10 protein-coding genes are annotated in these 14,088 nt (G+C 72.8%); 3 read left to right on the forward strand and 7 right to left on the reverse strand.

Annotated features, from left to right (window positions below; all coding sequences use genetic code 11):
• Positions 1–2: 2 nt before the first annotated feature.
• On the forward strand, positions 3–1,289 hold the full coding sequence (locus tag ACFYM2_RS29120; RefSeq protein WP_388840352.1) for an FAD-dependent oxidoreductase: 1,287 nt from the start codon (positions 3–5) through the stop codon (positions 1,287–1,289).
• Between the two features lie 61 nt (positions 1,290–1,350).
• Here ACFYM2_RS29120 and ACFYM2_RS29125 read toward each other — a convergent pair whose 3' ends face one another.
• From ACFYM2_RS29125 to ACFYM2_RS29145, 5 genes are all read right to left on the reverse strand, one after another.
• Positions 1,351–2,157: an SDR family NAD(P)-dependent oxidoreductase gene (locus ACFYM2_RS29125; protein ID WP_388840355.1), complete on the reverse strand. Its 807-nt coding sequence runs from the start codon at positions 2,155–2,157 to the stop codon at positions 1,351–1,353.
• The gene (locus ACFYM2_RS29130; RefSeq protein ID WP_359008199.1) at positions 2,154–3,317 is read right to left on the reverse strand and encodes a serine hydrolase domain-containing protein; all 1,164 of its coding nucleotides are present in this window, start codon (positions 3,315–3,317) and stop codon (positions 2,154–2,156) included. The genes ACFYM2_RS29125 and ACFYM2_RS29130 overlap by 4 nt, the downstream gene beginning before the upstream one ends.
• Before the next feature lie 464 nt (positions 3,318–3,781).
• Entirely contained in the window at positions 3,782–4,528 is a 747-nt protein-coding gene (locus ACFYM2_RS29135) for an ABC transporter ATP-binding protein (RefSeq protein WP_359008197.1), read from the reverse strand.
• A gap of 77 nt (positions 4,529–4,605) precedes the next feature.
• Positions 4,606–5,367, reverse strand: a complete 762-nt coding sequence (gene cbiQ, locus ACFYM2_RS29140) for a cobalt ECF transporter T component CbiQ (RefSeq protein WP_388840358.1) — start codon at positions 5,365–5,367, stop codon at positions 4,606–4,608.
• 1 nt (position 5,368) lies between these two features.
• Positions 5,369–6,445 (reverse strand): energy-coupling factor ABC transporter permease, encoded by a 1,077-nt coding sequence (locus tag ACFYM2_RS29145; RefSeq protein WP_359008193.1) that lies wholly within the window; start codon positions 6,443–6,445, stop codon positions 5,369–5,371.
• Between the two features lie 219 nt (positions 6,446–6,664).
• Between ACFYM2_RS29145 and ACFYM2_RS29150 the strand changes: the two genes are divergently transcribed.
• A complete protein-coding gene (locus ACFYM2_RS29150) occupies positions 6,665–7,081 on the forward strand; it encodes an SsgA family sporulation/cell division regulator (RefSeq protein ID WP_388840361.1) in 417 nt (138 codons plus the stop codon).
• Between the two features lie 144 nt (positions 7,082–7,225).
• Here the strand turns inward: ACFYM2_RS29150 and ACFYM2_RS29155 are convergent, their stop codons facing one another.
• Together ACFYM2_RS29155 and ACFYM2_RS29160 are read right to left on the reverse strand one after the other, a co-directional pair.
• Complete coding sequence (locus ACFYM2_RS29155; RefSeq protein WP_388840364.1) at positions 7,226–9,451, reverse strand: MMPL family transporter; 2,226 nt, start codon at positions 9,449–9,451, stop codon at positions 7,226–7,228.
• Positions 9,452–9,569: 118 nt separating this feature from the next.
• The gene (locus ACFYM2_RS29160) at positions 9,570–10,145 is read right to left on the reverse strand and encodes a TetR/AcrR family transcriptional regulator (RefSeq protein ID WP_359008187.1); all 576 of its coding nucleotides are present in this window, start codon (positions 10,143–10,145) and stop codon (positions 9,570–9,572) included.
• A 188-nt stretch (positions 10,146–10,333) separates the two neighbouring features.
• Between ACFYM2_RS29160 and ACFYM2_RS29165 the strand changes: the two genes are divergently transcribed.
• Complete coding sequence (locus tag ACFYM2_RS29165) at positions 10,334–13,900, forward strand: S41 family peptidase (RefSeq protein ID WP_388840367.1); 3,567 nt, start codon at positions 10,334–10,336, stop codon at positions 13,898–13,900.
• Positions 13,901–14,088 lie beyond the last annotated feature (188 nt).

Raw genomic sequence — 14,088 nt, forward strand, 5'->3', positions numbered from 1 at the left:
CCATGACCGGCATTCCGCACGTCCTGATCATCGGCGGCGGCCTCGGGGGGCTGTGTCTGGCCCAGGGGCTGCGCAAGGCGGGTCTGGGCTTCGCGGTGTACGAACGCGACGACGTAAGGGGCTTGGACCAGGACCGCTTCCAGGACCAGCGCGTGCGCATCGGGCCGCAGGGCGCGCGGGCCCTGTACGAGTGCCTGCCGCCCGAGGCGTGGGAGGAGTTCACCGCGTGCGCCGAGGGCGGGGGCCGGTCCGCGTTCGTCACCGAGCAGCTGCGGGAACTGCTCGTCCTGCCCCAGCCGGCCGCCGGCACACCACCCCAGCACACCCACCACCGCGCGAGCGGCAGCGCCCTGCACCGGCTCCTGATGTCGGGCCTCGATGGTCATCTGGTGCACGGGGGGCGGGAGTTCACCGGGTACGAGCGGACCGGCGACGGCCGGATCGGCGCGCACTTCGCCGACGGCGCCACCGCCCACGGCGACCTGCTGGTGGGCGCGGACGGCGCCGACTCCCGGGTACGGCGCCAGTTGCTGCCGCACGCGGTGCGCGCCGACACCCACGTGCTCGCGGTGAGCGGCAGGCTCGATCTCGCCGGGGCACGGGCCGATGAGCTGCCGGAGATCCTGGCCACCGCCTCGACGTCCGTCCTCACCCCGCGCTCGGACGCGATGTTCTGCGCGGCCGGGCTCACCTCGGCGGCCGGGCGGCGCGGCCGCACGGGCGCGGACCCCGGCCCTGCGGACGGTCCGCTGCTCGCCCGCCCCGGCCACCACGTGCTGTGGACGTACGTCGCGCGGACCGCCACCTACCCCAGGGACGTGGACCACTTCGACGGCAAGGCGCTGCGGGCCGAGGTCGCCGGGCGGATCGAGAGCTGGCACCCGGACCTGGTGCGTCTGGTCGCGGAGGCGGACCCGGAGAGCGTCGTGGCGGTACGGATGCTCGGCATGCGGCCGGTCGAGCCGTGGCCGCCGGGCCCTGTGACGCTGCTCGGCGACGCCATCCACGGCATGCCCGCCCTCGGCGGCACCGGCGCCACCACCGCCCTGCGCGACGCCCGCCTCCTGAGCGGCCTGCTGGCCCGGCGCCGCGACCCGGTGCAGGCGATCGGGGCGTACGAGTCGGAGATGCGCGCCTACGGTTTCGACGCGGTGGCCAGATCGCTGCGCGCCACCCGCTCGGCGACCTCCGAGAGCCGCGTGGCGCGGACGCTGCTGCGCGGTGTGCTGCGGACGGCCGCGCACAGCGGGTGGGTACGGGCGGCGGTGTTCCGGGACTTCGGCGAGTAGCGGCGCCGACTTCGCTGCCGCCGACTCGGGTTGAGACGCCCGTCGACTGCCGTTGCGCGCCTTACGATCCTTGCGCGCCGCCGCCGGTCACGTGCTGGAAGCCGGTGTTGACGGCGAGGAGTCCGCCGTCGACGCGCAGTGTGGTGCCGGTGACCCAGGACGCGTCGGCGGAGGCGAGGAAGGCGACGGCCGCCGCGATGTCCTCGGGCTCCCCGACCCGGCCCAGCGGGTAGGCCGCCGCCAGCCGGTCCAGCTGGTCCGCGCGGTCGGCCCAGGCGGGGGTGCGGATCGTGCCGGGGTGGACGAGGTTGACGCGCACCCCGCGCGCCGCCGCGTCGCCCGCGAGCGTACGGGTCAGAGAGGCCAGGCCCGCCTTGGCGGCGCTGTAGGCGTGGTTGCCGAAGTCCTGCTCGCCGTTGACCGAGCCGATGTTCACGATGGCGCCCCGGCCGGAGGCGGCGAGGTGCGGCAGGGCGGCGCGCGAGCAGCGGAAGGCGCCGGTGAGGGTGATGTCGAGGTCGCGGGCCCACCCCTCGTCGTCCTCGTCCTCGAAGCGGTCGGCGTCCGCGTGGCAGGAGTAGGCGTTGTTGACCAGGATGTCGAGGCGGCCGAACTCCTCGACGGCGAAGGCGGCCGCCGCCTCCACCGACGCCCGGTCGGCCACGTCGCAGTGCCGGGCCACGGCGCCCTTCAGCTCGGCGGCGGTGGCCTCGGCGCCCGCCAAGTCGACGTCGGCGATGAGGACTTGGGCCCCTTCGGCGGTGAGCCTGCGTGCGACGGCGGCGCCGATGCCGCGGCCCGCGCCGGTGACCAACGCGATGTGTCCTTGGAAGCGGGCGAGGTGCGAGGCGTTCTCAGGATGCGTCATAGGGTCGAACGTAGCGCCCGCACCAGAGCCTGGGCGCGGGGATCGGCGGTGACGTTCCGCTGGTGGCCGTTGGTCACATAGCCGAACGCGATGCCCGACTCGGGGTCGGCGAAACCGAGCGAGCCGCCACGGCCGGGGTGGCCGAAGGAGCCGGGGGCGAGCAGCGGGGACGCCGGGCCGTGCAGCATGTAGCCGAGCCCGAAGCGGGTGTTGACGACGAGCACGCGGTCGGGCCCCTCGCTCTCCTCGGTGCGGGCCAGGGTGAGCGTCGCGGGCGCGAACAGCCGCTGCCCGCCGTCCACTTCGCCGATGGTGGCGGCGTAGAAGCGGGCCAGGGCGCGGGCGGTGGAGATGCCGGCGGACGCGGGGAGCTCGGCGGCGCGGTAGGCGGGGTCGTTCTCGTCGGGCAGCGGGTCGATCGCGCCGAACGCGCGGCGGGTCAGGGAGTCCGGGTCGGCGTAGGCGTCGGCGACGGCGCGTTTGGGGCGCAGCCGCAGACCGCCGGCGCCCTCCTCGGGCGGCTCCACGGGGCCGACGCGGCCGACCCGGTGCGCCTCGATGGCGGGCACGCCCATCCAGAAGTCCAGGCCGAGCGGGCCCGCGACCTCCTCGGCGAACCAGCGGCCGATGGTGCGGCCCGTGACGCGCCGGACCAGTTCGGCGACGAGCCAACTGTAGGTCTGCGCGTGGTAGCCGTGCGCGGTGCCGGGCTCCCAGGCCGGGGCCTGCGCGGCCACCGCCGCCGGGCCCGACTCGCCGTCGACGGCTTCGGCGGGGGTGAGCGGGCGGTCCAGTGCGGGTACGCCTGCGCGGTGGGCCAGGAGGTGGCGGACCAGGGTGCGGTCCTTGCCGGCGGCCTTGAACTGCGGCCAGTACGTGGACACCGGGGCGTCCAGGTCCAAGCGGCCGCGCTGGTGCAGGAGGAGGGGGACGGCGGCGGCCACGCCCTTGGTGGCGGAGCGGACGATCTGGGCGGTGTCCAGGGCCCAGTCCGCCGTGCCGTGCACGTCCTTCGTGCCGGCCCACAGGTCGACGACCTTGCGGCCGTGCCGGTATACGGCGAGGGCGGCGCCGTGTTCGCCCCGGTGGGTGAAGTTGCGTACGAAGGCGTCCTGGACGGGTTCGTAGCCCGGTGTGATGGCACCCCGTACGTCGACCACGCCCAACTCCCTCACCGCTAGCCCCGTCCCCCCATGGTGCCCCACGCCTTTGGAGGCCCCTCCCCGCCCCTTCCCTAAACCCTCCGGGGGCTGAAGGGAAAACCCCCTGGGGCTCCGCCCCAGACCCCGTTCGCGCTGAACGCGCTCGTCCTCAATCTCCCCCAAGGCCTTAAGGGCCAGGGGGGACCCCCATGACAGGCTGACAGTGCCCACACGGGCCAGTACCGAATAGTCAGGGACGCGGGCAACCGCGCGAACAGGCCAAGGCATGCCCACACAGGCCAGCACCGGATACCCAGGGGCGCGGGGAACTGCGCGAACGGGCTGAGGTATGCCCATGCGGGCCAGGGGCGGATGCTCAGGGGCGCGGGGAACTGCGCGAACAGGCCAAGCCATCCCCACACAGGCCAGCACCGGATACCCAGGGGCGCGGGGAACTGCGCGCGGTTGGGGCTGGGGCCGGGTCAGCTTCGTAGCCGCGTTGGGGTGAAGCCGTAGGGGAGTTCCAGGCGGTGCGCGCGCATCAGGGCCGCGTCGGACAGGACATCCACCGTCACCCCGTCCGCCGCGATGACCCCGTCACTCAAGATCACCGCCCGCTCGCAGAGCTCCAGCGCATACGGCAGGTCATGCGTGACCATGAGCACCGTCACGTCCAACCCCCGCAGGATGTCCGCCAGTTCACGCCGCGACGCCGGGTCGAGGTTGGAGGAGGGCTCGTCGAGGACCAGGATCTCCGGGGACATCGCCAGCACCGTCGCGACGGCGACCCGGCGACGCTGCCCGAAGGACAGATGGTGCGGCGGCCGGTCGGCGTACTCCGCCATCCCCACCCGAGCCAGCGCCCCCATGACCCGTTCCTCCAGCTCCGCCCCCCGCACCCCGGACGCCGCGGGGCCGAAGGCGACGTCCTCGCGGACCGTCGGCATGAAGAGCTGGTCGTCGGGGTCCTGGAAGACGATGCCGACCCTGCGCCTGATCTCCGCGAGGTTCTTCTTGGCGACGGGCAGCCCGGCCACGGTCACCGAACCCGCGCCGCCTTCGAGGATGCCGTTGAGGTGGAGGACGAGCGTCGTCTTGCCCGCGCCGTTGGGGCCGAGCAGCGCGACCCGTTCACCGCGCCCCACACTCAGGTCGACGCCGAACAGCGCCTGATGCCCGTCGGGGTAGGCGAAGGCAAGGCCGGACACTTCGAGGGACGGGACGTTCACAGGGGCCTCAGCGGTCGGAGCGGTCGGAGGGGTGGTACGGAGTTCGGGCTGCGCGGGGTCCGGCCCGGCGGCCCGCTTCACAGGGTCCACCCCAGCAGGCACACCACCAGCGCCGCCCCCGGCAGGGCGACCGCCCGGGTCCACTGGGCCCGCGTCGCGGTGACCTCGTCGATCACCGGCATCGTCCCGGCGTAGCCACGGCTGACCATCGCGAGATGGACGCGTTCGCCCCGCTCGTAGGAGCGGATGAACAGCGCGCCCGCGGACTTGGCGAGGACGCCCCAGGAGCGCACGCCCCGCGCCTCGAAGCCCCGCGAGCGGCGGGCGATGGACATGCGGCGCATCTCGTCGGTGATGACGTCCCCGTACCGGATCATGAAGGAGGCGATCTGGACCAGGAGCGGGGGCAGCCTGAGGCGCTGGAGGCCGAGCAGCAGCGAGCGCAGCTCGGTGGTGGAGGCCAGGATCACGGACGCGGCGACGCCGAGCGTGCCCTTGGCGAGCACGTTCCAGGCGCCCCACAGGCCGCTCTCGCTGAGCGAGAGGCCAAGGACGTGGACCTGCTCGCCGGGCACGACGAACGGCATGAGCAGGGCGAACGCCACGAACGGGACCTCGATGAGCAGCCGCTTGAGCAGATAGCCGGCCGGGATGCGGGCCGCTCCCGCCACGGCGGCGAGCAGCACGGCGTACAGCGCGAAGGCCCACATCGCCTCGCGCGGCGTGGAGACCACGACGAGCACGAACAGGAACACCGCCGCGAGTTTGCAGTGCGGGGGCAGTTCGTGGACCGGCGAGTGGCCGTGCCGGTACAGCCGGTGGGAGTGGCCCGCGCCCACGTCAGACCGTTTCCGGGGTGCGTTCGTCGGCGGGCCGCGTCCGGCGCCTGCGGACGGCCCAGAACACGCCGCTGCCCACCGCGACCGTGACGCCGACGCCGATCACTCCGGCGAGGCCGCCGGCGAGGCGGGCGTCGCCGATGTCCTTGACGGAGTAGTCGGCGAGCGGCGAGTCGGAGGTTGCGTGCTGGGTGGTCTTGGCGTCGATGCCCTTGTCGTGGGCGACCTTCTCCAGGCCGTCGGGGCTTGCGGAGGCGTAGAACGACACGAACCCGGCGAGCAGCAGGGCGGTGACGATGCCGATGCCCCACACCTTGCGGGTGGAGCCGGTGCGGGCGGGGGCGGCCGGCGCCACGGGGGCGTCGACGAGTTCGCCGCCGACGCGCAGCTTGAGCGGCGCGCTCAGGCCCCGGGCCCCGTACACGAGGTCGGGGCGTACGGCGATGACGGCGCCCACGGTGAGCGCGGTGATGACGGCCTCGCCGATGCCGATGAGGACGTGCACGCCGACCATCGCGGTGAGCACCTTGCCGATCGGTACGTCGGTGGTGCCGCCGAGCGCGTAGATCGCGGTGAAGACCAGGGCGGCGGCCGGCACGGACAGCAGCGCGGCCACGAACGAGGCGGCGGTCACCGAGCGGCGGGTGCGGGGCAGCACCTTGACCAGGGCGCGGAAGACGAGGTAGGCGACGACGGTGGTAGTGATCGCCATGTCGGTGATGTTGACGCCGAGCGCGGTGAGGCCGCCGTCGGCGAAGAGGATGCCCTGCATGAGCAGGACCACGGACACGCACAGCACGCCGGTGTAGGGCCCGACGAGTATCGCGGCGAGCGCGCCGCCGAGGAGGTGCCCGCTGGTGCCGGCCGCGACGGGGAAGTTCAGCATCTGCACCGCGAAGATGAACGCGGCGACCAGGCCCGCGAGCGGCGCGGTCTTCTCTCCGCCGCCGCTCAGCGCGTTCGATGCGCCCCCGAGCTCGCGGCGCGCGCCGCGCAGACTGACGGCGACGGCGGCGGCGGCGACCACGCCTGTGACCGCCGATACAGGTGCGTTGATGAATCCATCGGGTACATGCATGGGTGGACTCCGTTTTCCCGTGGGCGCCCTCTTCCCTGCGCGGGCGTGCGCAGAACCGTCTGATGATAGTGCCCTGTTGCGAACCTCTTGCAAAAGCGTACGAACAACAGGTGACAAGCCGACTCGCTGAGGGCTTCGCCCGGAAATATGGGACATTAGAGAACAAATAGCGCGAACCGGAAGTTCGGTATCCGACAGCACCAGGGTGAGGAGCGATCGATGTCCCCCGCAGTCGAGGACCACGCCGAGGACCATGCCGAGGACCGTCCCGCCGGACGCGCGGTGGAGGATCACGCGCGGGCCCGCGTCGTCACGGACGCCCCGCTCTCCAACCCCGTCCCGGTCGCCCTGCGCTACGACCCCGCCGACGCCTCGGGAACGGTCTGCTTCGCCTTTCCCGGCGGGAACGAGTGGAACTTCCCGCGCTCGCTCCTGGAGTCGGGCCTTCGCGCTCCGGCCAGCCGGGGCGATGTGAGCGTCTGGCCCTGCGGCCGGGCCCAGACGGTCCTCGAATTTCACTCGCCCGACGGAGTGGCCGTCGTCCAGTTCGACAGCTCGCCCCTGGTGCGCTTCCTGCGCCACACCTACGCCACCGACGCCCGGGCCGCGCCGTCCCCCACGGGCTCCGGCCGCTGAGGCCCCGGACAGCGCGGAGGCCCCCCGCGCGTGGTGCGCGAGGGGCCTTCGGGCGCCGGCGGTCCCGTCCCCACAGGCCGCCCGCGTCGGCCGGGGCTCTCTCGGCCGCTCGGTACGGAGAGCCCCGGCGTTCAGGGGGCGGGGTCAGACCCGCGCCAGTTCACGGTCGCCGTCGGCGTCGCCGGCTCCCTGCTGCTTGAGCAGGCCCTCGCCCTCGACGTCGACGTTCGGCAGCGCCTTGTCCAGCCAGCGCGGCAGCCACCAGGCCTTCGCGCCGAGCAGGGCGAGCACGGCCGGCACGATGGCCATGCGGACGATGAACGCGTCGAAGAAGACCGCGATCGCAAGACCGAAGCCGATCATCTTGATCATCTGCTCGCTGGAGCCGATGAAGCCGGAGAAGACCGCGATCATGATGACGGCGGCGGCGGTGACCACCCGGGCACCGTGCTTGAACCCGGTGACGATCGCCTGTCCCGGCCGCTCGCCATGGACGTACGCCTCGCGCATCCGCGTGACCAGGAAGACCTCGTAGTCCATCGCGAGACCGAAGACCACGCCCACCATGAAGATCGGCATCATCGACATGATCGGGCCGGTCTGCTGCACGCCGAACACCGAGCCGAGCCAGCCCCACTGGAAGACCGCGACGACCGCGCCCAGGGCCGCGACGACCGAGAGCAGGAAGCCGAGGGCCGCCTTCAGCGGGACCAGGACGGAGCGGAAGACCACCATCAGAAGCAGGAAGGCGAGGCCGACGACGAGCGCCAGATAGGGCAGCAGGGCGTCGTTCATCTTCTGCGAGAAGTCGATGTTCATCGCGGTGGAGCCGGTCACCAGGAGCTTGGCCCCGGTGTCGGCCTTGAGCGCGGCACCGGTGTCGCGGATCGAGTGGACCAGGTCCTCCGTCTGCGTGGAGGACGGCTTGGACTTCGGGATGACCGTGATGGTCGCCGTGTCGTTGCCGGAGTCCTTGTTGTACGCGGGCGGCATGACCGGGCCCGCGTCCGGGAGCTTCTTGATCGCGGCGACCGTGGCGTCGGCCGCGCCCTTGACGCCCCCTGCGGCGCCCTTGCCGTCCACGACCACCATGAGCGGTCCGTTGAAGCCGGGTCCGAAGCCCTCCGAGAGGGCGTCGTAGGCGCGGCGCTGGGTGGTGGACGTCGGCTGCGAGCCGTCGTCGGGCAGACCCATCTGGAGCGAGCTCGCGGGCAGTGCGATCGCGCCGAGACCGATGACGCCGGCCAACAGCACCCACACCGGCTTGCGCAGCACGAAGCTCGCCCAGCGGGTGCCCATGTTGGGCTTGGCGTCGGCGGCGCGCTCGCCCCGCTCGTGCGCCTTGCGGGCCTTGCGGCCGAGCACCCGCTTGCCGGCGAAGCCGAGCAGCGCGGGTATGAGGGTCAGCGCGATGAGGACGGCGATGACGACCGTGCCGGCCGCGGCCACACCCATCTTGGTGAGCATCGGGATGTTGACGACGGCGAGGCCGACCAGGGCGATGACCACGGTCAGACCGGCGAACACGACGGCGGACCCGGCCGTGCCCACGGCCCGTCCCGCGGCTTCCTCGCGCTCCCGGCCCTCGGCGAGCTCCGCCCGGTAGCGCGAGACGATGAACAGCGCGTAGTCGATGCCGACGGCGAGGCCGATCATCATCGCGAGCGTGGAGGTGGTGGAGCCGAGGTCCAGCACGTTGGCGAGCGCGGTGATGGTGGAGACGCCGATGCCGACGCCGATCAGCGCGGTCAGCAGCGGCAGCCCCGCCGCGACCAGCGAGCCGAAGGTGATCACCAGGACGAGGCCCGCGATGACCACGCCGACGATCTCACCGGCGCCGGTCTCCGGCATCGCCTGGAGCGCGTCACCGCCGATCTCCACGGTGAGGCCGGCCTTCTTCGCGTCCTCGCCGCTCTTCTTGAGCGCGTCGCGGGTGTCGTCGGTGAGCTGCATCGCGTTGGCCTTGTAGGAGACCTGGATGTAGGCGACGGAACCCTGGCCGCTTTGCGAGACGCCGCCCGCGGCGAACGGGTCGGTGACCTTGGCGACCTGGTCGGAGCCCGACTTCAGACCGGCCACGGTCTTCTCGACGGCGGCCTTGTTGGCGGGGTCGGCGATCTTCTGCCCGGCCGGCGCCTTGAAGACGACGCGGGCGGTGGCCCCGTCGGCCGTCTGGTTCGGGAACCGCTCCTTGAGCAGGTCGAAGGCGCGCTGCGCCTCGGTGCCCGGGATCGAGAACGAGGAGGAGGTGGCGGTGGTGGCGGAGGCGGCACCGAACCCGGCGAGCGCGAGCAGTGCCACCCACACCAGGGCGACATAGCGGCGGCGCCGGAAGGCGAACCTGCCGAGGCGGTAGAGGAACGTGGCCACGAGGGCGTACTCCCGGTCGAGTCGTATGGAAGAGCAGGGCGTGGGGAACCAGCCCGACGACGAGAGCGGCGTACGTCAGGTGGAGCGGGTACCGCGTGGGGAGTGCCGGGCGGGGTGCCTAGCGGGGGTCGCCGAGGGCGGGGAGTACCACGGCGTCGAAGTAGTCGGCGAGGAAGGCCCTGTCGACGGGCCGGTCCTCGATGAACTGCCGGGCCGCGAAGGCGCCGACCATCATGTGCACGACGTAGGGGAGGGCGCGGTTGTCCGCACTGACCTCGCCGCGCTCCACCGCGCGCCGCAGCACCGTGTCGAGACCGGTGATCTCCGGCTCGATCAGCACCTCGCGCAGCGCCTTGTGGAGCTCGGGGTGGTCGTGGACGGCCCGCATCAGACCCCGCATCAGTGCGGAGTCCTTCTCCATCTGACAGTCGTCCTCGCGGGCGACCATCGCCTGGAAGTCGCCGCGCAGCGAGCCGGTGTCGATCTCGGCGAGACCGACCGGCTTGTTGTGGCGCAGCGCCCGTGCGACCAGTTCCGGCTTGTTCCCCCACTGGCGGTAGAGGGTGGCCTTGCTGGCCCGGGTGCGGGTGGCGACGGCGTCCATGGTCAGGGCGTCGTAACCGACCTCGCGCAGCAGGTCGAGCACGGCTTCGTAGAGCTCAGCCGCGCGTTCCGGGGTGAGCCTGCCCGCCATGTCCGACCTCCTCTCCTTTTGCTTACCGTACGAAGGTAACCTCGGAGCGAAGCGAAACGAAACCGTTTCGCTTGTGTTCTCGGCCACAGGTGTCGGAACGGAATAAGCGGTCACCGAAGCGGCCACCGAAGCGGAATTAACCCCTCCCACAAGTTGCCGCGCCCCTTTCCCGCGGAAAGCATTGGGGGGTGAGTGACGACGCCGCGTACCTCAGGTTCCCGCATCTGCACGACGACTTGCTCTGCTTCGCCGCCGAGGACGACCTCTGGGTCGCCCCGCTGGTGCCGGCCGGGCACAGCCCCTCGCGCGCCTGGCGGGTCACCGTCGACCGCACCAAGGTCGGCCATCCGCGCTTCTCGCCCGACGGCCGCCACATCGCGTACACGACCTGGCGCAGCCTCGACCCGGAGATCCACCTCGCGCCGGTGGACGGCGGACCGGCGCGCCGGCTCACCTACTGGGGCTCATCCGACGCCCGGGTCTGCGGCTGGTCGCCGGACGGGCACATCCTCGCGGTGTCCTCGCACGGGCAGCCGTTCTCGTACTTCTCCTGGGCCTACAGCCTGCACACCGACGGCTCCCCCGGCGGCAAGCTGCCCTGGGGCCCGGTCTCCGACATCGCCGTCGCCGACCTGGCGGGCGAGCGCCGCACCCTGCTGCTCACCGGGAAGCCGCCGCACGAACCGGCCGGCTGGAAGCGCTACCGGGGCGGCGCCACCGGCCGTCTGTGGCTGCACGGCGAGCGGCTGCTCGCCGACATCGGCGGCCACCTGGACTCGCCCATGTTCGTGGACGGCCGCATCGCCTTCCTCTCCGACCACGAGGGCGTCGCCAACCTGTACTCCTGCCGGCCCGACGGCAGCGATCTGACCCGCCACACCGACCACGACGCCTTCTACGCCCGGCACGCCTCCAGTGACGGCCGCCGGGTGGTCTACCAGTGCGCGGGCGACCTGTGGATCGTGGACGCGCTCACCCCCGACTCGGTGCCGCGCAAACTCGACGTACGCCTGGGCGGGCCGCGCGCCGGGCGGCGCACCTACCAGGTCCCGGCCGCCAACCACGTGGACGCGCTGGCCGTGGACACCACGGGACGGGCCAGCGCCGTCGTGGTGCGCGGCAGTCTGTACTGGCTCACCCACCGCGACGGCCCGGCCCGCACCATCGCCGACACCCCGGGCGTACGGGTGCGGCTGCCCGAGATGCTGGGCAGCGGCGGCCAGGTCGCCTACATCACGGACGCGGACGGCGAGGACGCGGTGGAGATCGCCTTCCTGCCCCGCGCCAGCGGCGAGCGCCGCCCGCGCCGCCTCGCGGCGGGCCGCCTCGGCCGGGTGCAGGAGATGGTCTCCGACCCGCAGGGCGAACGCCTGGCGATCGCCTCCAACGACGGCCGGCTCCTGCTCCTCGACGTGGCGGAGGAGGCGGCGGCCGTCGCGGAACCGACCGGGGCGACACGGCTGCGCCGCTATACGGAGCCGGGCGGGGCTACGGACGACCGGGGTGACGCTCAGGACCCGGGCGCGGGACCGGGTGGCGCGGGGCCCGGGGCGGGGTCCGGCGGCCCGGATGGCGCGGGGCCCGAGGCCGGGTCCGGCGGCCCGGATGGCGCGGGGCCCGGCCCCAGAGCGGGGCGCGCCCTTCCCGGCCCGGGTGCCCTTGCCGGCCCGGGTGTCGTGGGCGGCCCGGGTGCCGTGGCCGTGCCGCCCGCCTCGTCCACCGTGACCGGTGAGGGCGAGGTGACGGAGCTGATCCGTTCCGTCAACGGGCCGGTGCGCGACCTCGCCTTCTCGCCCGACGGGGCGTGGCTGACCTGGTCGCACCCCGGCATCGGACGCTCCCTGCGGCAGATCAAGATGGCCCGGATCGCGGGCCCGGGCCCGCACACCGTCGTCGACGTCACCAACGGCCGCTTCGAGGACGAGAATCCGGTGTTCACCAGCGACGGCCGCTATCTGGCGTTCCTGTCCTGGCGCGGCTTCGACCCGGTGTACGACGTGCACACCGGCGACCTGTCCTTCCCGCTGGGCTGCCGCCCCTACCTCGTACCGCTCAACTCGGCGACGCCCTCCCCGTTCGCGCTCTCCCCGGACGGGCGGCCCGCGGCGGGCGGCCTCGACCCGCTGGACGACTCGGGCGATCCCACGGTGACGGTGGAGATGGAGGGGCTTGAGAGCCGGGTCACGCCGTTCCCGGTGTCCGCGTCGAAGTACTCGGCGCTGCGCCCGGTCGCCGGAGGCGGTCTGGTGTGGCTGCGCTGGCCCATCTCGGGCGCGCTCGGCGAGACCTTCGCCAACCCGGCCGACACCTCTGGCCGGCCCACCCTTGAGCACTTCACCATCTCCAAGGCCCGCAGGACCGAACTGGTCGACCACCTCGACCACTTCGCGATCAGCGGCGACGCCAGCCGTCTCGTGGTGGTCGACGAGGGCGAGCTGCGCGCGGTGCCGGCCACCGAGCCGGGCGACAACGACTCGACGGTCTATCTGGACCTGCGGCGCATCCTGCACGAGGTCGATCCGGGGTCGGAGTGGCGCCAGGCGTTCGACGAGGCGGGCCGCATCATCCGCTCCTACTTCTGGGACCCGAAGATGTGCGGCATCGACTGGCCGGACATCCTGAACCAGTACCGACCGCTGGTGGAACGGGTCGCGTCCCCGGACGAGTTCGGCGATCTGCTGCGCGAGGTACTGGGCGAGCTCGGCACCTCCCACGCGTACGTCACCGCCGCGCGGCGCAATGAGGGCCCTCCGCACTACCAGCGGGCCCAGGGCCTGCTCGGCGCCAACCTCGTGTGCCGGGACGGGAGTTGGGTGGTCCGGCGGATCCTGCCCGGCGACTCGTCCGACTCCAAGGCGCGCTCACCGCTCGCGGGCGCGGGCATCCGCGAGGGCGCCGTCCTGACCCATGTGGACGGCCGTCCCGTCGATCCGGTGGCCGGGCCCTATCCCCTGCTCGCGGGCGCGGGCGGCACGACGGTCGAGCTGACCTTCCGTCCGGCGGGCAGCGAGGGCAGGTCGCGCCGGGTCGCGGTGGTTCCGCTGGTCGACGAGCGGCCCCTTCGCTACCAGGACTGGGTGGCCAAACGCCGGGAAGTGGTACGGGAGTTGAGCGGCGGCAAGTGCGGGTATCTGCACATCCCCGACATGGGCGGCTCGGGCTGGGCCCAGTTCAACCGCGACCTGCGCCTTGAGGTCAGCCGTCCCGCCCTGATCGTGGACGTACGGGGCAACGCGGGCGGCCACATCAGCGAGCTGGTGATGGAGAAGCTGACCCGGCGCATCCTCGGCTGGGACCTGACGCGGGACGCGCAGGCGGTGTCGTACGCCTCCAACTCCCCCCGGGGTCCGGTGGTCGCCCTCGCCGACGAGGCGACGTCCTCGGACGGCGACATGATCACGGCGGCGTTCCGGCTGCTGAAGCTGGGGCCGGTGGTGGGGCAGCGGACGTGGGGCGGGGTGGTGGGCATGACGGGCCGTCATACGCTGGGGGACGGGTCGGTCATCACCGTGCCGATGAACGCGGCGTGGTTCGACGCGTACGGGTGGTCCGTGGAGAACCACGGGGTGGAGCCGGATCTGGAGATCCTGCGTACCCCGCTGGACTGGGCGGAGGGTCGCCATGCCCAGCTGGACGACGCGGTCCAGCTGGCCCTGGACCTCCTGACCACCCACCCCGCGTCCACCCCACCCGGCTACACCACCACCCCGACCCGCCGCCGCCCCCCACTCCCCCCAAGACCGCCCCGCCCTTGACCCGGCGACGACCTGTGCGTGGCTGCGCGCGCAGTTCCCCGCGCCCCTTAACTACTCGGCGCTGGCCCGCACCGGCAACCTCAGCCCGTCCGACGTTTGAGGACGAGCGCCCTTCAGGCGCGAACGGGGTCTGGGGCGGAGCCCCAGGGACCTCGGCTGCGGACCGTGCGTGGCTGAGCGCGCAGTTC

This window comes from Streptomyces sp. NPDC006711, assembly GCF_042869775.1.
In the GTDB taxonomy this organism is placed as follows: domain Bacteria; phylum Actinomycetota; class Actinomycetes; order Streptomycetales; family Streptomycetaceae; genus Streptomyces.

Coding starts and splice junctions, on each gene's coding strand:
- ACFYM2_RS29145 (WP_359008193.1), bottom strand. CDS start 6,445: ATGCATGTACCCGATGGATTCATCAACGCACCTGTATCGGCGGTCACA.
- ACFYM2_RS29125 (WP_388840355.1), bottom strand. CDS start 2,157: ATGACGCATCCTGAGAACGCCTCGCACCTCGCCCGCTTCCAAGGACAC.
- ACFYM2_RS29150 (WP_388840361.1), top strand. CDS start 6,665: ATGTCCCCCGCAGTCGAGGACCACGCCGAGGACCATGCCGAGGACCGT.
- ACFYM2_RS29160 (WP_359008187.1), bottom strand. CDS start 10,145: ATGGCGGGCAGGCTCACCCCGGAACGCGCGGCTGAGCTCTACGAAGCC.
- ACFYM2_RS29120 (WP_388840352.1), top strand. CDS start 3: ATGACCGGCATTCCGCACGTCCTGATCATCGGCGGCGGCCTCGGGGGG.